Origin of the sequence: Pseudomonas citronellolis (assembly GCF_900112375.1) — a bacterium.
Taxonomy (GTDB): domain Bacteria; phylum Pseudomonadota; class Gammaproteobacteria; order Pseudomonadales; family Pseudomonadaceae; genus Pseudomonas; species Pseudomonas citronellolis.
Map to the genome: position 1 here is coordinate 20,593 of NZ_FOLS01000018.1, position 19,648 is coordinate 40,240.

Here is a 19,648-nt window from a genome sequence, read left to right on the forward strand (position 1 = left end):
CGACCGGCGGCGGTCAGAACTCCATCACCGCCGACAGCCACAGCCGGCGCCCTTCCTCCAGGGTGCCGGTGGTCCCCGCGCCGCCCTGGATGTAGTGCGAGGCCCAGCCCGTGGTGCCGTTGGCGGCGGTGTAGGCGTCGCCGCCGAGGAAGTCCTTGTCGAACAGGTTGTACAGGGTGGCGTTCAGCGTCAGGTTGCGCGTGGCCTTGAACGAGCCGCCGAGGTGGAACACCTGGTAGGCGTCGAGGTCGCCCAACTGGTCGGCGATGGCCTGGTTGGTCGCGTTGAGGTTGGCGTAGCGCGCGGTGAAGCGCGCCCGCTCGCCGTGGTACTCGCCCTTCAGCCAGAGCTTCAGGCGCTCGCTGGCCTGCCAGTCCAGGCGCAGGTTGGCCATGTGCCGCGGGGTGTTGGTCAGCGGGGCGCCCTTGTCGTCGCCGCTGAGCTGCTCGCTGTCGGTGTAGGTGTAGTTCAGCGAGGCGCTCAGGGCCGGGGCGAAGGCCCAGCGTCCGGCCAGTTCCACGCCCTGGGTGCGGGCCTTGCCGATGTTCACCTGCTGGGCGAAGTTCTCCTGCAGGAAGCCGCTGCCCATGTCGATGCAGCCGGACTGGTTCGGCGCGTCCGGCCAGTTGCAGTTGGGGATCGGGGTGCCGCTGTCGATCTTGTCCTTGAAGCGGGTGTGGAACAGCGTGAGGTTGGCGTTGAAGTCGGCGAGGTTGTCGTAGTAGACGCCGAACTCGGTGTTGGTGCTGGTTTCCGGGTCCAGGTCGGGGCTGCCGAGGGTGAGCAGCTGGCCCTGGCCGCTGACGCCGTTGATGCCGTCGTGCAACTGGTTCAGCGTCGGCGTCTTGTAGCCCTGGCTGACGCCGCCCTTGAGCGTCCAGCTGTCGGTGGTGTTCCACACCAGGTAGGCGCGCGGGCTGAAGTGCCCGCCGAAGGCCTCGTGGTCCTCGTAGCGGCCGCCGAGGGTCAGCGCCAGGTCCTGGCGCAGGCGCCACTCGTCCTCGACGAACAGCGCCCAGGAGCTCTGCCGGAAGTCCTCGGCGGCGATGCCGTCCTCGACCTTCGCGTCCCAGTACTGACCGCCGAGGGTGAACATGTGCGCGTCGCCCAGGGGCATCACCAGCTTGCTGTCCAGCACCAGGTCGGTGGACTTGAGGGTGCGGTCGTCGCCGCCGACGATCGACGGGTAACCGCTGTAGGGCCGCCCGACGGTGCCGGGGATGGTGCGCCCGATGGTTTCGGTGGTGCTGTGCGTCAGGCTGCTGTCCAGGGTGCCGAAGCCCAGGCGGCCGGTGTGGGAGAGGGCGAACTGGTCGCGCTCGAAGCGCAGTTCGTCCTTGTAGCCATTGGCGCGTGTCGGCGCGTCGCGGCTGCAACCGTCGGTGGCGCTGCCGCCGGCCTTGCCGTCGAGGCTGCCCAGCTGGCAGTCGTCGTTGTTGTACACCTGGCGGCCGCGCTCGAAGTCCAGGGAGATGTCGTGCTCGGCGTTGGGGGTGAAGGTCAGGCGGCTGCCGATGTTGTAGTTCTGGCCTTCCACCGGGGAGGCGCCGCGGCGGCTGACGGTGGCGCCGTCGTCGAAGCTCAGGTCCGAGGCGCCGCGGTCGAAGAAGCTGCCGCGCAGGTTCAGGCCGAGCCGCTCGGCCACCAGCGGGCCGCTGGCGTAGAGGCTGGTGCCGCTGCTGTCGCCGTAGTCGCGGTGCTCCTGGATGGTGTGGTCGAGGCTGAGGCTGGCGCCCCATTCGCGGGCCACCTTGCGGGTGATGATGTTGACCACCCCACCCATGGCGTCGGAGCCGTAGAGGGTGGACATGGGGCCGCGGATCACCTCGATGCGTTCGATGGCCGAGAGCGGCGGCATGAAGCTGGTGGAGGTCTCGCCGAAGCCGTTGGGGGTGATGTTGCCGGCGCTGTTCTGCCGGCGGCCGTCGATCAGCACCAGGGTGTAGTCGCTGGGCAGGCCGCGGATGCTGATGTTCAGGCCGCCGGTCTTGCCGGTGCTCTGGCCGATGTCGACGCCTTCGACGTCTTCCAGGGCCTCGGCCAGGTTGCTGTAGCGCTTCTGTTCCAGTTCCTCGCGGGTCAGCACGCTGATGCTGGCTGGCGCCTCGGTGACTTTCTGTTCGTAGCCGGCGGCGGTGACCACGGTGTCGCCCAGGCTCAGGGTGTCGTTGCCCTGGGCCTGGCCGGTCATGGCCAGGGCGATGGCGCCGGCCAGGGTAGTGCGGGAAAGGGGGAGGGACATCGGTTGGCTCCTGACTGCTCGTGATGGCGGCGGAGCCTGTGGTTAACGCAAATCATTTTCATCTTCGCGGAAGTTACCGCATATGTCGGCAGGGGCCTCCAATCGCACCGCAGCCCCCGGCCCATGGGCGCTGGAACCCATCGAAGCAGTGTTTGAATTGCGGAGATTTCCTACTCGGATATTCCTGCGTCCGAGTAAGGATTCCTCGGCCGCAGAGCAGGGGCGGGCGCTGCCGCCGATGCCACTCGCTGCGCTTGCCGATATGGCCGGCGACGGTTTACCGGTATCATAGGCCGCTATTCAGATTGGCCTTGCTGACGACGAGCGACTCCATGACCGTGCAGTACCCCACCATCGCCGAGTGCATCGGCAATACTCCGCTGGTGCGCCTGCAGCGCCTGCCCGGGGAAACCTCCAACACCCTGCTGGTGAAACTCGAAGGCAACAACCCGGCCGGCTCCGTGAAGGACCGCCCGGCGCTGTCGATGATCACCCGCGCGGAACTGCGCGGCGACATCCGCCCCGGCGACACCCTGATCGAGGCCACCTCCGGCAACACCGGCATCGCCCTGGCCATGGCCGCGGCGATCAAGGGCTACCGCATGATCCTGATCATGCCGGACAACTCCACCGCCGAACGCAAGGCGGCCATGACCGCCTACGGCGCCGAGCTGATCCTGGTGAGCAAGGAGCAGGGCATGGAAGGCGCCCGCGACCTGGCCGACCAGATGCAGCGCGAAGGCAAGGGCAAGGTGCTGGACCAGTTCGCCAACGGCGACAACCCGGTGGCCCACTACCAGGGCACCGGTCCGGAGATCTGGCGCCAGACCAACGGCGAGATCACCCACTTCGTCAGCTCCATGGGCACCACCGGCACCATCATGGGCGTGTCGCGCTACCTCAAGGAGCAGAACCCGGCGGTGCAGATCGTCGGCCTGCAGCCGATGGAAGGCTCGTCCATCCCCGGCATCCGCCGCTGGCCGCAGGAATACCTGCCGAAGATCTTCGACGCCAGCCGCGTCGACCGCGTGGTGGACATGCACCAGAGCGAGGCCGAAGACGTGATGCGCCGCCTGGCCCGCGAGGAGGGCATCTTCTGCGGGGTGTCCTCCGGTGGCGCGGTGGCGGCCATGCTGCGCCTGTCCCGCGAGCTGGAGAACGCGGTGCTGGTGGCGATCATCTGCGACCGCGGCGACCGCTACCTGTCCTCCGGTATCTACGACCCCAGCTGACATGGCCAAGCAAAGAAGCGGGCTGCGTTTCCAGCCCAGCGGCGGCGCCCGCAACGCTGGCGTGCCGGTGGGCAAGAAGCAGCGCCTGCGCATCGAGCGCCTGGCCCACGACGGCCGCGGCATCGCACACCTGGAAGGGCGCACCTGGTTCGTCGCCGGCGCGCTGCCCGGGGAAGAGGTCGAGGCCCGCGTGCTGGCCGCGCGCAGCCAGGTGGTGGACGCCCGCGGCGAACGCATCCTGGCCGCCGCGCCGGAGCGCCGCGCCGCGCCCTGCACGGTGGCCGGCAAGTGCGGCGGCTGCACCCTGCAGCACCTGCCCCACGCCGAACAATTGGCGCTCAAGCAGCGCACCCTGGCCGAGCAGTTGCAGCGTTTCGGCGACATCGTCCCCGAAGCCTGGGCAGCGCCCCTGGCCGGCCCCGAATTCGGTTACCGCCGCCGGGCCCGCATCGCCGTGCGCTGGGATGCCAAGGCCGAGCGCCTGGAAGTGGGGTTCCGCGCCGCCGCCAGCCAGGCCATCGTCGCCTTCGACGACTGCCTGGTGCTGGTGCCCGAACTGCAGGCGCTGGCCCGTGAGTTGCCGGTTCTGCTGCAGGGCTTCCAGCGGCCGCGGGCCATCGGCCACGTCGAGCTGTTCCATGGCACCGCCTGCGCCCTGCTGCTGCGCCACACCGAAGCTTTGCCCGCCGCCGACCTCGAACGCCTCCGGGCCTTCTGTTCGGCACGGGATGTGCAGCTGTGGCTGCAGGGCGACGGCGAACCGACGCCGGCCGACGGCGAAGGGCGCCTGGGCTACCGCCTGGACGCCTGGGACCTGACCCTGGCCTACCGGCCGGGGGACTTCGTCCAGGTCAACGCGCCGGTCAACGCGGCCATGGTCGCGCAGGCGCTGGACTGGTTGGCCCCCGCACCGGCGGAACGGGTGCTAGACCTGTTCTGTGGGCTGGGCAATTTCGCCCTGCCGCTGGCCCGAAGCGCCGCCTGCGTGGTGGGCGTGGAGGGCGTGCAAAGCATGGTCGCGCGCGCCGCGGCCAACGCCCGGGCCAATGGCCTGGACAACGCCGTGTTCCACCAGGCCGACCTGGCGCAGCCGCTGTCCGCGGCGCGCTGGTTCGCCGGGGACGCGGCCCAGGGATTTTCTGCCGTGCTGCTCGACCCGCCGCGTGACGGCGCGTTCGAGATGGCACGGGGCATGCGTGAACTGGGCGCCGAGCGGGTACTCTATGTGTCCTGCAATCCGGCGACCCTGGCGCGCGACGCCGGCGAACTGGCCCGTCAGGGCTATCGCCTGAAGCGTGCCGGAATCCTCGACATGTTCCCGCAGACGGCGCATGTGGAGGCGATGGCTTTGTTCGAGGCAGGTTAGGACGACCTGCGCAATCCGACCGGCCCACGCCAGAAAGGCCGGCGCAGTCGAGCGGTGTGCCGCGGCGCACCGTGGGGAAGGGTAGACAAGATGGTACAGGTGAGAGCGCACCAGCCGGTCAACACCGACGGCAGCATCAACCTCGAGGCCTGGCTGGACCACGTCCAGACCCTGGTCCCGGTGCTGGATCGCAAGGTCCTGCTGGAGGCCTGCGAGTTCGCCCGCGAGGCCGAGAACAAGGCCGTCAGCCAGGTGGATGCCGCCTGGGCCGATGGCACTTCGAGCTTCCAGACCGGCCTCGAGATCGCCGAGATCCTCGCCGACCTCAAGCTCGACCAGGAGTCGCTGGTGGCCGCGGTGATCTACCGTGGCGTCCGCGAGGGCAAGGTCAAGCTGGAGGAAGTGCAGCAGCGCTTCGGCCCGGTGGTGGCCAAGCTGATCGAGGGCGTGCTGCGCATGGCGGCGATCAGCGCCAGCCTCAACCCGCGGCAGTCCATGGTGCTCGGCACCCAGGCGCAGATCGAGAACCTGCGCAAGATGCTGGTGGCCATGGTCGACGACGTGCGCGTCGCGCTGATCAAGCTGGCCGAGCGCACCTGCGCCATCCGCGCGGTGAAGAACGCCGACGAGGAGAAGCGCATGCGTGTCGCCCGCGAGGTGTTCGACATCTACGCGCCGCTGGCGCACCGCCTGGGCATCGGCCACATCAAATGGGAGCTGGAGGACCTGTCCTTCCGCTACCTGGAGCCCGACCAGTACAAGCAGATCGCCAAGCTGCTGCACGAGCGCCGCCTGGATCGCGAGCAGTACATCGCCACCGTGATGCAGCAGCTCAAGGACGCCCTGGCCGCCACCGGCATCAAGGCCGACCTGTCCGGCCGCGCCAAGCACATCTATTCGATCTGGAGGAAGATGCAGCGCAAGGGCCTGGACTTCAGCCAGATCTACGACGTGCGCGCGGTGCGCGTGCTGGTCCCGGAGATGCGCGACTGCTACACCGCGCTGGGCATCGTGCACACCCTGTGGCGGCACATTCCCAAGGAATTCGACGACTACATCGCCAACCCCAAGGAGAACGGCTACCGCTCGCTGCACACCGCGGTGATCGGCCCCGAGGGCAAGGTACTGGAAGTGCAGATCCGCACCCACGCCATGCACGAGGAAGCCGAACTGGGCGTGTGCGCGCACTGGCGCTACAAGGGCACCGACGTCAAGTCCGGCTCCAACCACTACGAGGAGAAGATCTCCTGGCTGCGCCAGGTCCTGGAGTGGCACGAGGAACTGGGCGACATCGGCGGCCTGGCCGAGCAGCTGCGCGTGGACATCGAGCCGGACCGGGTGTACGTGTTCACCCCCGACGGCCACGCCATCGACCTGCCCAAGGGCTCCACGCCGCTGGACTTCGCCTACCGCGTGCACACCGAGGTGGGCCACAACTGCCGCGGCGCCAAGATCAACGGGCGCATCGTGCCGCTGAACTACAGCCTGCAGACTGGCGAGCAGGTGGAGATCATCACCGGCAAGCACAGCGGCCCGAGCCGCGACTGGCTGAACCAGAACCTCGGCTACGTCACCACCTCGCGGGCGCGGGCGAAGATCGTCCACTGGTTCAAGCTGCAGGCCCGCGACCAGAACGTCGCCGCCGGCAAGGCCATGCTCGAACGCGAACTGGGGCGCCTGGCGCTGCCGCCGGTGGACTTCGAGAAGCTGGCCGAGAAGGCCAACTACAAGACTGGCGAGGACCTGTTCGCGGCCCTAGGCGCCGGCGACCTGCGCCTGGCCCACGTGGTCAACTACGCCCAGGCGCTGGTGGAGCCGGAGCGCGGCAACGAGCAGCTCGAACTCATCCCACGCAAGCCCAGCCGCCTCGGCCACGGCAAGCGCGGCGACATCCAGATCCAGGGCGTGGGCAACCTGCTGACGCAGATGGCCGGCTGCTGCCAGCCACTGCCGGGCGACCCGATCGTCGGCTACATCACCCTCGGCCGCGGCGTCACCATCCACCGCCAGGATTGCGCCACCGTGCTGCAGCTGGCCGGCCGCGAGCCGGAGCGGATGATCCAGGTGAGCTGGGGCCCGGTCCCGGTGCAGACCTACCCGGTGGACATCGTCATCCGCGCCTACGACCGTTCCGGCCTGCTGCGCGACGTGTCCCAGGTGCTGCTCAACGAGCGCATCAACGTGCTGGCGGTGAACACCCGCTCGGACAAGGACGACAACACCGCGACCATGCGCCTGACCATCGAGATCCCCGGCCTGGATTCCCTGGGCCGCCTGCTGGCGCGCATCTCGCAACTGCCCAACATCATCGAGGCGCGGCGCGACCGCGCGGGTGGCAAGGATGTATAAGCTCGACGACCTGCTGTACCTCATGGCGCGCCTGCGCGACCCGCAGCACGGCTGCCCCTGGGACCTCAAGCAGGACTACGCGAGCATCGCCCCCTACACCATCGAGGAGGCCTACGAGGTCGCCGACGCCATCGAGCGCGGCGACTTCGAGCACCTGCGCGAGGAGGCCGGCGACCTGTTGTTCCAGGTGGTCTACTACGCCCAACTGGCCCGCGAGGAGCAGCGTTTCGACTTCGACGCGGTGGTCCACGGCATCACCGCCAAGCTGGTCCGCCGCCATCCCCATGTGTTCCCCGACGGCGACCTGTACGGCGAACCCGACGCGGCGAAGCTGGCGGAAGCGGCGGTGAAGCAGCGCTGGGAAGAACTCAAGGCCGAGGAACGCGCGGCCAAGGCCGCCGAGCCGGTGCAACTGTCGCTGCTGGACGACGTGCCGGTGGCGCTGCCGGCCCTCAGCCGCGCGGCCAAGCTGCAGAAGCGCGCGGCCCAGGTCGGCTTCGACTGGCCGGAAGCCCTGCCGGTGGTGGACAAGCTGCGCGAAGAGCTGGACGAAGTGCTGGAAGCCATGGCCGACGGCGATGCCGAAGCCCAGGCCGAAGAGATCGGCGACCTGCTGTTCGTGGTGGTCAACCTGGCCCGGCACCTGAAGGTCGACCCGGAAACCGCACTGCGTGCGGCCAACGGCAAGTTTGAAAGGCGCTTCCGCTACATCGAGACCACCCTGCGCGACCAGGGCCGCAAGGCCGAGGAGTGCGGCCTGGAAGAGCTGGACGCGCTGTGGGGCGAGGCCAAGCGGGAGGAGAAGAACCCGCTGGGGTGTGGTTAGTTTCGCCGGAGTTACGAAAAAAGCCCCGCAGTGCGGGGCTTTTTCATGGGCTGGCTCTTTGTAGGAGCGAGCAAGCTCGCTCCTACGAAAAGCGCATCACCCAAACATCCAGCGAATCAGCAGCACCAGCACCAGCACCGCCAACACCGGCCGACCAATACGATAGGCCTTGGGATAGCGCCGCTTGAACTTCTTCACCTGCCCACCTACTCCGTTGCCGATACGAATCAGCACCGAGTAGGCCTGGTTGATCCCGCCGACGCGCTCGCCCTCGACGTTCTGCGGCGCGGTGGCGCGGCCGAGGAAGGCGCTGACGCGGCGGTTGATGCGCGTTAGCAGCGGCGACTTGAGCGGACGCTCGACGTCGCAGAAGAGGATCAGGCGCGATTCGTCCGTCTCGTTCTTCACCCAGTGCACGAAGGTCTCGTCGAACATCACGTCCTCGCCGTCGCGCCAGGCGTAGGGCTGGCCGTCGACGAAGATGCGACAACTGTCCGAGTTCGGCGTGGCCAGGCCCAGGTGGTAGCGCAGGGAGCCGGCATAGGGGTCGCGGTGCTTGTTCAGGTGGCTGTTCGGCGGCAGGCGGGTGAACATCGCGCCCTTGACGTTGGGGATGCTGCTGACCAGCTCCACGGTCTTCGGGCACAGGCGCTGCGCGGAGGGCAGGGGACCGTCGTACCAGGTCAGGTAGAAACGCGTCCAGCCCTTCTTGAAGAAGGAGCCGAAGCCCGCCTCGTTGTTGTTCAGGGCATCGCGGATGTAGCCCTCGTCGAACAGCTGCTCGGCTTCCTCGCGGATCATCTGCCAGTTGTCGCGCAGCTTGTCGAGTTCCGGGAAGCGCTCACGGTCCAGGTAGGGCTTGGACGGTACGCTGGAGTTCAGGTACATCAGCGAGTTGTACGGAGCGAACCAGGCCGAGTGGTTGACCACCTGGCGCAGGAACGGCAGGCGTACCTTGCCGCGCAGGTGCACGTAGAGAATGGCGATGAGGAAGATGGCGAGGATCGCGAGGACGAGGAGCTTGATCATGGGATGGCGAGTCCGCCCTGTTTGGCTGAAAAACGGCCGGCCACTTGCGCAACGCCGACACAGGCCCGAGGATTATACCCTCAGCGCGCGTCGCCGCTGAATTTTCCGCCACGTCAGAATTGTCCTGCGTCATATTCGCAGGCTGTCGGAGAGTCGTTAGCCAATGAGCATGTCATTGCGTGACCAGCTGCTGAAAGCCGGGCTGGTCAACGAAAAGCAGGCCAAGCAGGCCAGCAAGCAGAAGCAGAAACAGCAGCGCCTGGAGCACAAGGGCCAGGCCGAGAAGGACGACAGCCAGCGCCAGGCCGCGTTGCAGGCCCAGGCCGAGAAGCAGGCCCGAGACCAGGAGCTGAACCGCCAGCAGCAGGAGAAATCCGAGAAGAAGGCCCGCGCCGCGCAGATCAAGCAACTGATCGAAGGCACCCGCCTGCCCAGGATGGAGGGCGACGACTACTACAACTTCGTCGACGCCAAGAAGGTCAAGCGCATCGCGGTGAACGCCCTGATCCGCGACAAGCTCAGCCGCGGCAGCCTGGCCATCGTCAGCTACGACGGGCGCTACGAGATAGTCCCGCGCGATGCCGCGCTGCGCATCCAGGAGCGCGACGAGCGCCGCGTGGTGCTGCTCAACGAGCCCAGCGGCGAGCCGGATGATGATGATCCGTACAAGGACTACGTGGTGCCCGACGACCTCATGTGGTGACACTTGCGGAAACGAAAAAGCCGGGCAAATGCCCGGCTTTTTTCATCCTGCCCGAGGTTACGAGCCCTTGACCTGCTTGCCGTCGACGGTGCCGGCCTTGAGCATGATCTGGTACTCCTTGCCGTCGGTCTCCTGCTGGTACAGGCGCACGAGCAGGTAGTCCCAGTCCTTGGCGAACCAGAGGACGGTCTTGCGGTTGCTCTTGGTCGGGTCGCGCACGCGCTCGACCTTGATGGCGTCGATCTGGCCGGCCTGGGTGGCGACCTTCTCCTCGCCGAGCACGCGGAAGTCGTAGGTATCGGTGTCGGTACCCTCGATCACCTGGTAGCTCATGCTTTTCTTGCCGACGGCGACGTCGTGCTGCAGCACCAACTGGTAGGTGGACTTGTCGAGCTGGCCGCGGTTCAGCGGCAGGTGCACGGCGTCGCCGCGGTCGCTGCCGGTGACCTGTTTCTGCGCCCAGTTGAACTGCAGGTCGGTGGACTTGTTCTTGCCCAGGCCCTCGCGGGCCCAGTGGTAGGTCTGCGGCAGGTAGGTGTCGCCTTCGACCTTGAAGGAACTGCTCTCCTTCAGGCTGGCGAGCAGCATGGAGGCCTGGAAGTCGAGTTCCCAGTTGCCGCCGTCGCCTTGCTTGAGGCTGCGGGACGCGGTCCCGCTCAGCGGCATCTGCTTCCAGTCCGCGGTGTAGCTGGCCTCGAACGGCTTGATCTGGAACGAGGCGGCATACGCCGGCAACGTCAGCAGGGCCATCAGGAACAGCAGGACTCTACGCATCGCGAATCTCCTAGGTTCGGAACGGGTAGCCGGTGGCCGGCAACGCCTGGCCATCCAGCATGGCGCCTCGCTCGCCCAGGCGCAAACGGCCTTCGGCGAACCAGCGCATGGCCAGCGGGTAGATCAGGTGCTCCTGCGCGTGCACCCGCGCAGCGAGCGTCTCCGGCGTGTCTTGCGACTCTACCGGGATTGCCGCCTGTACGACCAGAGGGCCGCCATCGAGTTCCTCGGTGACGAAATGCACCGAGCAGCCGTGCTCGGCGTCACCGGCCTCCAGCGCCCGCTGGTGGGTGTGCAGGCCCTTGTACTTGGGCAACAGCGAGGGGTGGATGTTCAGCAGGCGGCCGTGGTAGTGGCGCACGAAAGCCGAACTGAGGATGCGCATGAAACCGGCCAGGACCACCAGGTCCGCGGCGTGGGCGTCGATGCGGCGGATCAGCTCGGCGTCGAAGGCTTCGCGGTCGGCGAAGCCCTTGTGGTCCAGGACCTCGGTGGCGATGCCGGCGGCGGCGGCGCGCTGCAGGCCATAGGCGTCCGCGCGGTTGGAAATCACCGCGCGGATGGTTGCCGGCGTGGCGCCGTCGGCCAGGCTGTCGATCAGTGCTTGCAGATTGCTGCCGGAGCCGGAAATCAGCACCACGACATTGCAAGGATGGGACATCAGTGGCCTTTCAGGTTGTTCAGCACCACGCGTTCGGCGTCTGCAGCGCAGGCGTCGATGCGGCCGATGACCCAGGGCTGCTCGCCGGAAGCGCGCAGGGAGGCGAGGGTGGCCTCGACCTGGTCCTGGGCGACGCAGATGACCATGCCCACGCCGCAGTTCAGCACGCGGTGCATCTCATGCTCGTCGACGTTGCCCTTCTCCTGCAGCCAGTCGAATACCGCCGGGCGCTGCCAGCTGGCCACATCGATGACCGCCTGGGCGTTGTCCGGCAGCACGCGCGGAATGTTGTCCAGCAGGCCGCCGCCGGTGATGTGGGCCATGGCCTTGACCGCGCCGGTCTGCTTGATCAGTTGCAGCAGCGGCTTGACGTAGATGCGCGTCGGCGCCATCAGCAGGTCGGCCAGGGGCTTGCCGTCGAGCTGGGTGGCCTCGATGTCGGCGCCGGAGACTTCGATGATCTTGCGGATCAGCGAATAGCCGTTGGAGTGCGGGCCGGAGGAGGGCAGGGCAATCAGCGCGTCGCCGGCGACCACCTTCGAGCCGTCGATGATCTCGGCCTTTTCCACCACGCCGACGCAGAAGCCGGCCAGGTCGTAGTCCTCGCCCTCGTACATGCCGGGCATCTCGGCGGTTTCACCGCCGACCAGCGAGCAGCCGGCCAGTTCGCAACCGGCGCCGATGCCGGTCACCACGGTGGCGGCGACGTCGACGTTGAGCTTGCCGGTGGCGTAGTAGTCGAGGAAGAACAGCGGCTCGGCGCCGCAGACCACCAGGTCGTTGACGCACATGGCGACCAGGTCCTGGCCGATGCTGTCGTGCTTGTTCAGGTTCAGCGCCAGGCGCAGCTTGGTGCCGACGCCGTCGGTGCCGGAAACCAGCACCGGCTGCTTGTAGCCGGCCGGGATCTCGCAGAGCGCGCCGAAGCCGCCCAGGCCGCCCATGACTTCAGGACGCGCGGTGCGCTTGGCGACGCCTTTGATGCGTTCGACGAGGGCTTCGCCGGCGTCGATGTCCACACCGGCGTCCTTGTAGCTCAACGAGGGTTGCTTGCTGCTCATGTATCCAGGCCTGTAGAAAGGAGTGATTCGTCTGCCGGCCGCGGCGCGAAGGATTCGCGGCGACCTCGCGGGAGGCGCGGGATTTTATCAGGCTTGCCCGGCAGCGGCCATCTCGCGCTGTTGCCGCTGACCGGAGGGCTGTTTAAGGTATAGGCCTTCCGGAAGGGCTTGCCAGGTGCCGTTCCCTTCCTTATTCCGTTCGTCGAGAGCCTGTCATGCGATTTACCGCCCGCCTGTTGATCCTCTGCCTGTCGTTGCTCAGCCTGCCGTCCTTCGCCGCCGCGCTGGGCAACCTCTACCAGGTGCATGAGCCGGTGGCCTCGCAGCAGCCGGACGAGCGCAGCGCCGGCCTGTCCCGCGCGCTGCAGACCCTGGTGCTGCGCCTGACCGGCGACCCCCGCGCCGCCCAGAGCGGCGCGCTGGCCGGCTACTTCAAGGACCCGCAGCAACTGATCAGCCAGTACGGCTACGAGAACGGCCCGCCGCTGGCCCTGGTGGTGGACTTCGACCCCACCTCGGTGAACAACGCCCTGCGCCAGGCCGGCCTGCCGGTCTGGGGCGCCAACCGCCCGAGCCTGCTGGCCTGGTGGCTGAACGAAAGCGCCGCCGGCAGCAGCCTGGTGGGCGACAGCCAGGAAGGCGCCGCGCCGCTCAATCGCGCCGCCCAGCGCCGCGGCCTGCCGCTGCTGCTGCCGATGGCCGACCTCTCCGAGCAGGGCGTGGGCACCGCGCAGAACATCACCGCCGCGCAGCCCGACGCGCTGCGCGCCGCCTCCGAGCGCTATTCCGCCGACGGCCTGCTGGCGGTCGACGCCAAGGAAGACGGCGGCAAGTGGCAGGCGCAATGGCGCCTGTGGCTGGGCGACTCCCGCGAGCAGGGCCAGGCCCAGGGCGACAGCCCGGACGCCCTGGCCGACGCCGTGATGCTGGCGGTCAGCCAGCGCCTGGCGCCACGCTTCGTCGGCGCGCCGGGCGCGGCCAGCGCCCTGAGCCTGCAGGTGCAGGGCGCCAACCTCGAACGCTATGCCCAGTTGCAGAAGCTGCTCGACCCGATGGGCGCGAAGCTGGTCCTGGCCCAGGGCGACAACCTGCAATACCGCCTCAACGCCAGCCCCGACCAGCTGCGCGCCCAACTGGGCCTGGCGCATCTGCAGGAGGCCCCGGCCGAGCCGGCCCAGCCGGCGCTGGACGCCAATGGCCAGCCGCTGCCGGCGCAACCCGCGGCGCCGAGCAACGTCATGCGCTTCCGCTGGTAATGACGCCGTGGGTGGGCCTGGCGCCGGATTCGCAGTATGCTGCGCCTCCGGCGCCTTTTCGGATGCGCCAAAATGATGATTTGGTTACACTTTTGATCCGTACGGCTTCACTGTAAGCGTTTTCGAAGAAAAGCCCCGCCCGGCATGAAACAACCTATGCAGCTCCCCCTGGGCATCCGTCTGCGCGACGATGCCACCTTCGCCAACTTCTACCCCGGCACCAATGCCGCGGCGCTGGGGTATGTCGAGCGGCTGTGCGACTGCGACGCCGGCTGGGCGGAGAGCCTCATCTACCTGTGGGGCGTCGAGGGCGTGGGGCGCAGCCACCTGCTGCAGGCGGCCTGCCTGCGCTTCGAGCAGTACGGCGAGACCTCGGTGTACCTGCCGATGGCCGAGCTGGTGCAATACGGCCCGGCGATCTTCGATGACCTGGAACAGCTGGAGCTGGTCTGCCTCGACGACATCGAGGCCCTGGCCGGCCTGCCGGAGTGGGAAGAGGCGCTGTTCCACCTGTTCAACCGCCTGCGCGACGCCGGCCGGCGTCTGCTGCTGGCGGCCTCGATGCCGCCGCGCGAGCTGCCGGTCAAGCTGCCGGACCTGAAGTCGCGGCTGACCCTCTCGCTGATCTTCCAGCTGCACCCGCTGACCGACGAGGAAAAGCTCCGCGCCCTGCAACTGCGGGCCTCGCGCCGCGGCCTGCACCTCACCGACGAAGTCGGGCGCTTCATCCTCACCCGCGGCGCGCGCAGCATGGAATTCCTCTTCGACCTGCTGGACGAGCTGGACAAGGCCTCGCTGCAGGCCCAGCGCAAGCTGACCATCCCCTTCCTCAAGGAAACCCTGGGTTGGTAGGCCCCTTTGGGGGAGCTGCAAGCCGCAAGCCATAAGCTGCAAGTTATCCGGAGCCGTACGCTCTTCGCCCTACGACGTTGCGCCGAGGCTTTTCGTAGGAGCGAGCTTGCTCGCGAATGGGTCCCGCAGCGGAATCTGTTCGCGAGCAAGCTCGCTCCTACGATGGGTCCGCCTCCGAACCCACCTGTAGGAGCGGGCCCTGCCCGCGAATCGCGCGCAGGGCGCGCTCCTACAGGGTCTAATCCTCCCCCGCCAGCTTGCGCTCGTACTGGAAGCGCCAGCGGGTGTACAGCAGCGCCGCGCAGAACAGGCTCACGCTGAGCAGCACCTCGGCCCAGCCGTAGATGCGCTGGCCCGGCTCGAAGGTGTTGAGCACGCCGGTGATGAAGTACAGGTTGACCACGTAGCAGGCCCAGGCGTGGCCGCGGGCGCTGCCGATCAGCATGCCCGGGGCGATGATCAGCAGCGGCAGCAGCTTGAGCGCGGTCCACACCTTCGGCACCCAGTCCGGCGCGCCACGGGCGTCGGTGAACAGCAGGCCCCAGGTGAGGATCAGCAGGACCAGGCCCAGCAGGCTGCCCAGGCTTACCGCGCGGCTCGCGGCCAGGCGCGGGCGCAGGTGCTCCAGGGAGGGCAGGGGTTTCTTCTTGCGGGCCATTCAGCGCTCCAGTTTGCCGGCGACCTCGGCCAGGCGCTTGCCCAGCGCGCGGCACAGGGTGATCTCGTGTTCGTCCAGGGCGCGCTTGCCGTCGGCGCCGGCGAAGTGGCTGGCGCCATAGGGCGTGCCGCCACCGCGGGTCTCCAGCAGGGCCGGTTCGCTGTAGGGAATGCCGGTGACCAGCATGCCGTGGTGCAGCAGCGGCAGCAGCATGGACAGCTGGGTGGTCTCCTGGCCGCCGTGCAGGCTGGCGGTGGAGGTGAACACTGCCGCCGGCTTGCCGACCAGGGCGCCGGTCAGCCACAGGCTGCTGGTGCCGTCGAGGAAGTACTTCAGCGGCGCAGCCATGTTGCCGAAGCGCGTCGGGCTGCCCATGGCCAGGCCGGCGCAGTCCTTGAGGTCGTCGAGGGTGGCATAGAGCGCGCCTTCCTCGGGCATGTCCGGGGCCACAGCCTCGCACTCGGTGGACACCGCCGGCACCGTGCGCAGGCGCGCCTCCAGGCCGCCCTGCTCGATGCCGCGGGCGATCTGCCGGGCCATCTCGGCGGTGGCGCCGTGGCGGCTGTAGTAGAGCACCAGGATGTAGGGCGCGCTCAAGGCAGGATCTCCAGCACCTTTTCCGGCGGCCGGCCGATCACCGCCTTGTCGCCGGCCACCAGGATGGGCCGTTCGATCAGCTTCGGATGGGCGGCCATGGCCTCGATCAGCTGGGCGTCGCTGAGCTGCGGGTCGTCCAGGCCGAGGGCCTTGTATTCATCTTCGCCGGTGCGCAGCAGCTGGCGCGCGCCTATGCCCAGCTTGCCGAGCAGCGCCTGCAGTTCGGCGGCGCTGGGCGGCGTTTCCAGGTAGCGCACGATGGTCGGGGCCAGGCCGCGCGCCTCGAGCAGTTCGAGGGCGCCGCGGGACTTGGAGCAGCGCGGGTTGTGGAAAAGTGTCAGTTGGCTCATATCCATGGGCTCGCTGGGCCGTTAAAGTGGCGGCTATTCTAACCGCCTCCCGAGGGTTGGCTGAACCATCGGCGTTCGGCCGGGCCGGCGGCCCTGCGACTTAAGGACACAGCATGCACCCGCGCCTGCGGAACCTGATCGAGTTCTGGCGTTATCTGCTCCAGCGTTTCCATGCCGACCGCGTCAGCAGCCACGCCGCCGCGCTGACCTACACCACGCTGTTCGCCGTAGTGCCGATGATGACCGTGACCTTCGCCATCGTCTCGGCCATTCCCACCTTCGAAGGCATGGGCGAGCGCATCCAGCTGTTCATCTTCCACAACTTCGTGCCGTCCACCGGCGAGGCGGTGGAAACCTACCTGCGCGCCTTCATCGTCCAGGCGCGCCACCTGACCTGGCTGGGGGTGGCCTTCCTGGCGGTCACCGCGTTCAGCATGCTGGTGACCATCGAGCGCGTGTTCAACGAGATCTGGCGGGTGCGCAAGCCGCGCCGCGGGGTGACGCGCTTCCTGCTGTACTGGGCGATCCTCAGCCTGGGGCCGCTGCTGCTGGGCGCCGGCTTCGCGGTGTCCACCTACGTCACTTCACTGTCGCTGCTCTCCGGGCCCCATGCCCTGCCCGGTGCCGGCATGCTGCTGAAGTTCATGCCGCTGCTGTTCAGCGTGGCGGCCTTCACCCTCATCTACGCTGCGGTGCCCAACGCCCGCGTGCCGCCGCTGCACGCCCTGGCCGGCGGGGCCCTGACGGCTTTCCTGTTCGAGGCGGCCAAGTCTCTGTTCGGCCTCTACGTCGGCCTGTTCCCCGGCTACAAGCTGATCTACGGCGCCTTCGCCACGGTGCCGCTGTTCCTGCTGTGGATCTACCTGTCCTGGCTGATCGTGCTGTTCGGCGCCGAACTGGTCTGCAACCTGTCCTCGACGCGCCTGTGGCGGCGCAGGGCGTTGCCGCGGCTGCTGGTGCTGCTGGGCGTGCTGCGGGTGTTCTACGAGCGCCAGCGCCAGGGCGAGGCGACGCGCCTGGCGCACCTGCACCGCGCCGGCTGGATGCTGCCGGAGGACGAATGGGAGGAGATGCTGGCCTTCCTCGAGCGCGAGCAGATGGTCTGCCGCTCGGGCGGCAGCGACGATACCTGGGTGCTCTGCCGCGACCTGGGCAGCTACAGCCTGCATCGCCTGCTGAACCGCTGCCCCTGGCCGCTGCCGTGCCTGGAGACGCTGCCGGACAGCCTGGCGGAGGATTGGTACCCGGCACTGCGCGAGGCCCTGCAGCGCTACCAGGCGGAGCGGGAGGTGCTGTTCGGCGGCAGTCTCGCAGAATGGTTGAGTCCGTCACATTCCAGGTGACGTAAAAGGTCAGTTTGCGGCGAAACGGAATGCTGGAAGCGGCCGGGCGAAGATGAAAATGCGTGGAATCGCGGGCCTCGAAAGTTTGGCACGCTTCTGGCTATAGCCGGTTCAGGACAGTGGTGTTCCCCAGAAGTTCCGAGAAGGCCCGCATCTTCATGAACAAAGACCTGAACAAAGTTGTACACCTGCACCAGCGCGACCCGCAGAGCGCCCTGGAGCGGCTGAATAGAATCACCGGTCTGCAGTTCAGCAGCTGGCCGGAGTCGCTGCTGCCCAGCGTCCATGCCGCGCTCGACGAGCAGGCTGCCAGCACCGCCGAGCCCGTCGGCGAACCCGCCCGCCAGCTGGGTTGAGCGCTACGACAGCTGGCCGGCGTTGATCCGCTGGTCGCTGGAGATCTGTTCCACCGCCTGGACGAAGAGTTCTTCCACCGTCAGGCGCGAAAGTCCCACCGCCGAACGCAATCTGATCTGCAGATTGTCGATCCTGTAGCGATACGGCAGCCGCGCGATGCCGGACAGCAATATGCGTCCGCTGGCGTTGAGGGTGCCGTGATCGATCACCACCTCGTGCTGCCGTTCGCCGTCGCCGTAGCTGGCCAGCAGCGTCACCGGCAGCTGGGCCATGCCCGGCACCTGCAGCCAGGCGGCGACGTTGTAGTCGCAAGCCCGCCCACCGTTGCTGGTACCGAGGGGCCTGGCATTGGCCACTATGTGTTCGGGCACCCGGCTGACGATCTGATCCGTGGGCTGCATATGTCTGTCGCTTCCGTGAATGGGTTCGGCCGGCGTACTTGGCGCCTGCGTGTTCTGACAGGATGTAGGGCCTGACGGAAGGAAAACTTCCGCAAGCCCCGCATTATAGGGAGCAACAAGCCCACAAAACGTGCGTGTTAGCGATCCTGGCTGTGACCTGTTTCCCAAATGACATCATCAGCCCAGCCGCAGCGGATGCCGGCTGACCAGGGGCGTGGTCAGGTTGGCCGCGGGCAGCGGGAGGATGGTCTGGTTGTCGAAGCTGGCCAGTTGCAGCCAGAGGTTCTCGCCTTCGACGAATTGCCCCTGGGGCAGCCAGATGCCGTGGTACCAGCCGTTGCCCGGTTCCGGGGTGCTCTGCAGGACCGCCGGGTGCCGCTGTGCGTCAGGCGTGCGGCGCAGCCAGGCCGGCCGTGGCAGGCCTTTGAGGAAGCGCAGGCCCAGGTGCAGGCCGTCACCGTTGAGGTGACGCCAGCGCACCATCGCCAGGATCGGCGAGCCCGGCTTGTCGAGGATCAGCAGCAGTTGCCCGACCGGCAGGCGCTGTGCCTGGCTGCCCTGGCAGACGATGCGCGCCCCGCCGGGGCTGGCGTCGGCCATCTGCGCCTCGCAACTGCCGGCGGCGCTGGCCAGCAGGTGGGCCTGGATGGCCGTCAGGCCGATCACCAACTGGCAGCTCGCATGTTTCTCGGCGCGCGTATGGCGGCGCGGTTGGTGGCCCAGCCAGTGCGGGCGGACACGTTCCAGCAGCAGGCTCTCGGCTGCCGGGCGCAGCGGCGCCGGGTCGTGCAGGGCGATCAGCAGCGCGCCCAGTTCCAGGCGGCGCAACTGCTCGGGCGGTGCCTCGGGCTTCTGGTCGAAGCCCAGGCAGGGGCGGTCGTCGCCGAGGTCGACCAGGTAGCCTTCCTGCTCCTCTTCCTCGTCGTCCCAGTCCTGCAGCCGGGCCAGGCCGGCCAGCGGCGCGAGGGCGCTGAACAGGTGCGGAGCCTCGCCCTCGGTGAGGTGGAAGGGGTTGCTCAGCGCCAGCAGCAGGGATTGCTGGTACAGGCCCCGCAGGGTTCCGGCCGGGGTGGGTTCGAAGGCAGCGGCGATGGGTTCGTCCAGGCACTGCTGGTATTCGCCTATCCAGTACAGCAGGTGGCTGTCGCGCCACAGCGAGCCCGGCGGCTGCTGGTACTGCTGGTAATGGCGCAGCAGGGCCTGGGCGAGGAAGTGCTCGGCCATGTACAGACACCACGCCAGGTGCGGGCGCGAGGGCTTGTGGCCGTTGAGTATCTGCAGCAGCAGGCGCTTGAAGCCGGCGGCCAGTTCGCCGCACAGGTGCACGAAGAGGGCCGGCGGCGTCTTCTCGGCGCGGATCAGCCGGGTGTAATGGCGATATTCTTCGGCGAGGCTTTGCAGCGCGCGCTGCCTTTCCAGTAAGGTCAGTGCGCAACGGTTGAGCCTGAAGAGGACGCCCAGGCAGTGCTGCAGGCCTTCGTGCAGGGGCAGCCGCCGGGCCTGCAGCAGTCCTGCCGACAGGTTGCTCGCCGCGTCGCCGTTGTCTTCGAGAATATCCGGCACTTCCAGGCGCAGGGCAGAGAGCATCATG

The 19,648-nt window shown here is 67.9% G+C and carries 19 protein-coding genes; 9 read left to right on the forward strand and 10 right to left on the reverse strand.

Annotated elements, in window-relative coordinates; all coding sequences use genetic code 11:
• Positions 1-13: 13 nt before the first annotated feature.
• Positions 14-2,242: a TonB-dependent receptor domain-containing protein gene (locus BM060_RS17545; RefSeq protein ID WP_074981434.1), complete on the reverse strand. Its 2,229-nt coding sequence runs from the start codon at positions 2,240-2,242 to the stop codon at positions 14-16.
• A gap of 332 nt (positions 2,243-2,574) precedes the next feature.
• Here BM060_RS17545 and cysM point away from each other — a divergent pair, with 332 nt between their 5' ends.
• From cysM to mazG, 4 genes are all read left to right on the forward strand, one after another.
• Entirely contained in the window at positions 2,575-3,474 is a 900-nt protein-coding gene (gene cysM, locus BM060_RS17550) for a cysteine synthase CysM (RefSeq protein WP_043271274.1), read from the forward strand.
• Position 3,475: 1 nt separating this feature from the next.
• On the forward strand, positions 3,476-4,840 hold the full coding sequence (gene rlmD / locus BM060_RS17555; protein ID WP_074981437.1) for a 23S rRNA (uracil(1939)-C(5))-methyltransferase RlmD: 1,365 nt from the start codon (positions 3,476-3,478) through the stop codon (positions 4,838-4,840).
• Positions 4,841-4,930: 90 nt separating this feature from the next.
• Positions 4,931-7,189, forward strand: a complete 2,259-nt coding sequence (gene relA, locus BM060_RS17560; RefSeq protein ID WP_074981439.1) for a GTP diphosphokinase — start codon at positions 4,931-4,933, stop codon at positions 7,187-7,189.
• The gene (gene mazG, locus BM060_RS17565; protein WP_074981441.1) at positions 7,182-8,015 is read left to right on the forward strand and encodes a nucleoside triphosphate pyrophosphohydrolase; all 834 of its coding nucleotides are present in this window, start codon (positions 7,182-7,184) and stop codon (positions 8,013-8,015) included. The genes relA and mazG overlap by 8 nt, the downstream gene beginning before the upstream one ends.
• A gap of 96 nt (positions 8,016-8,111) precedes the next feature.
• Here the strand turns inward: mazG and BM060_RS17570 are convergent, their stop codons facing one another.
• A complete protein-coding gene (locus tag BM060_RS17570; RefSeq protein ID WP_074981443.1) occupies positions 8,112-9,044 on the reverse strand; it encodes an aspartyl/asparaginyl beta-hydroxylase domain-containing protein in 933 nt (310 codons plus the stop codon).
• Between the two features lie 163 nt (positions 9,045-9,207).
• Between BM060_RS17570 and BM060_RS17575 the strand changes: the two genes are divergently transcribed.
• On the forward strand, positions 9,208-9,747 hold the full coding sequence (locus tag BM060_RS17575) for a DUF2058 domain-containing protein (protein WP_074981445.1): 540 nt from the start codon (positions 9,208-9,210) through the stop codon (positions 9,745-9,747).
• 57 nt (positions 9,748-9,804) lie between these two features.
• Here the strand turns inward: BM060_RS17575 and BM060_RS17580 are convergent, their stop codons facing one another.
• From BM060_RS17580 to purM, 3 genes are read right to left on the reverse strand one after another with little or no spacing between them, the layout of a single operon-like run.
• Positions 9,805-10,521: a DUF3108 domain-containing protein gene (locus BM060_RS17580; protein ID WP_074981447.1), complete on the reverse strand. Its 717-nt coding sequence runs from the start codon at positions 10,519-10,521 to the stop codon at positions 9,805-9,807.
• 10 nt (positions 10,522-10,531) lie between these two features.
• Positions 10,532-11,182, reverse strand: a complete 651-nt coding sequence (gene purN / locus BM060_RS17585) for a phosphoribosylglycinamide formyltransferase (protein WP_074981449.1) — start codon at positions 11,180-11,182, stop codon at positions 10,532-10,534.
• Entirely contained in the window at positions 11,182-12,243 is a 1,062-nt protein-coding gene (purM, locus tag BM060_RS17590) for a phosphoribosylformylglycinamidine cyclo-ligase (protein ID WP_074981451.1), read from the reverse strand. The genes purN and purM overlap by 1 nt, the downstream gene beginning before the upstream one ends.
• A gap of 215 nt (positions 12,244-12,458) precedes the next feature.
• Between purM and BM060_RS17595 the strand changes: the two genes are divergently transcribed.
• Both BM060_RS17595 and hda read left to right on the forward strand, forming a co-directional pair.
• Positions 12,459-13,499 (forward strand): DUF2066 domain-containing protein, encoded by a 1,041-nt coding sequence (locus tag BM060_RS17595; protein ID WP_074981453.1) that lies wholly within the window; start codon positions 12,459-12,461, stop codon positions 13,497-13,499.
• Positions 13,500-13,643: 144 nt separating this feature from the next.
• Positions 13,644-14,351 (forward strand): DnaA regulatory inactivator Hda, encoded by a 708-nt coding sequence (hda, locus tag BM060_RS17600; protein ID WP_009616904.1) that lies wholly within the window; start codon positions 13,644-13,646, stop codon positions 14,349-14,351.
• Between the two features lie 238 nt (positions 14,352-14,589).
• On the opposite strand, the gene BM060_RS17605 is transcribed toward hda, so the two are convergent.
• Genes BM060_RS17605 through arsC form a run of 3 tightly spaced genes read right to left on the reverse strand, consistent with a single transcriptional unit; the run spans position 14,590 to position 15,956 of the window.
• The gene (locus BM060_RS17605) at positions 14,590-15,009 is read right to left on the reverse strand and encodes a DUF2069 domain-containing protein (RefSeq protein WP_043267557.1); all 420 of its coding nucleotides are present in this window, start codon (positions 15,007-15,009) and stop codon (positions 14,590-14,592) included.
• Positions 15,010-15,606, reverse strand: coding sequence for an NAD(P)H:quinone oxidoreductase (gene wrbA / locus BM060_RS17610; RefSeq protein ID WP_064582419.1), 597 nt, complete (start codon positions 15,604-15,606; stop codon positions 15,010-15,012).
• The gene (gene arsC / locus BM060_RS17615; protein WP_074981455.1) at positions 15,603-15,956 is read right to left on the reverse strand and encodes an arsenate reductase (glutaredoxin); all 354 of its coding nucleotides are present in this window, start codon (positions 15,954-15,956) and stop codon (positions 15,603-15,605) included. Before arsC ends, wrbA begins: the two co-directional genes overlap by 4 nt.
• Positions 15,957-16,069: 113 nt before the next feature.
• On the opposite strand from arsC, the gene BM060_RS17620 reads away from it, so the two are divergent.
• Both BM060_RS17620 and BM060_RS17625 read left to right on the forward strand, forming a co-directional pair.
• Positions 16,070-17,299, forward strand: coding sequence for a YihY family inner membrane protein (locus BM060_RS17620; RefSeq protein WP_074981457.1), 1,230 nt, complete (start codon positions 16,070-16,072; stop codon positions 17,297-17,299).
• 158 nt (positions 17,300-17,457) lie between these two features.
• A complete protein-coding gene (locus BM060_RS17625; protein ID WP_074981608.1) occupies positions 17,458-17,655 on the forward strand; it encodes a hypothetical protein in 198 nt (65 codons plus the stop codon).
• A gap of 3 nt (positions 17,656-17,658) precedes the next feature.
• Here the strand turns inward: BM060_RS17625 and BM060_RS17630 are convergent, their stop codons facing one another.
• Together BM060_RS17630 and BM060_RS17635 are read right to left on the reverse strand one after the other, a co-directional pair.
• Positions 17,659-18,057, reverse strand: coding sequence for a hypothetical protein (locus BM060_RS17630; protein ID WP_074981459.1), 399 nt, complete (start codon positions 18,055-18,057; stop codon positions 17,659-17,661).
• Positions 18,058-18,234: 177 nt separating this feature from the next.
• Positions 18,235-19,647, reverse strand: a complete 1,413-nt coding sequence (locus tag BM060_RS17635; protein ID WP_074981461.1) for a PilZ domain-containing protein — start codon at positions 19,645-19,647, stop codon at positions 18,235-18,237.
• Between the last annotated feature and the right edge of the window lies 1 nt (position 19,648).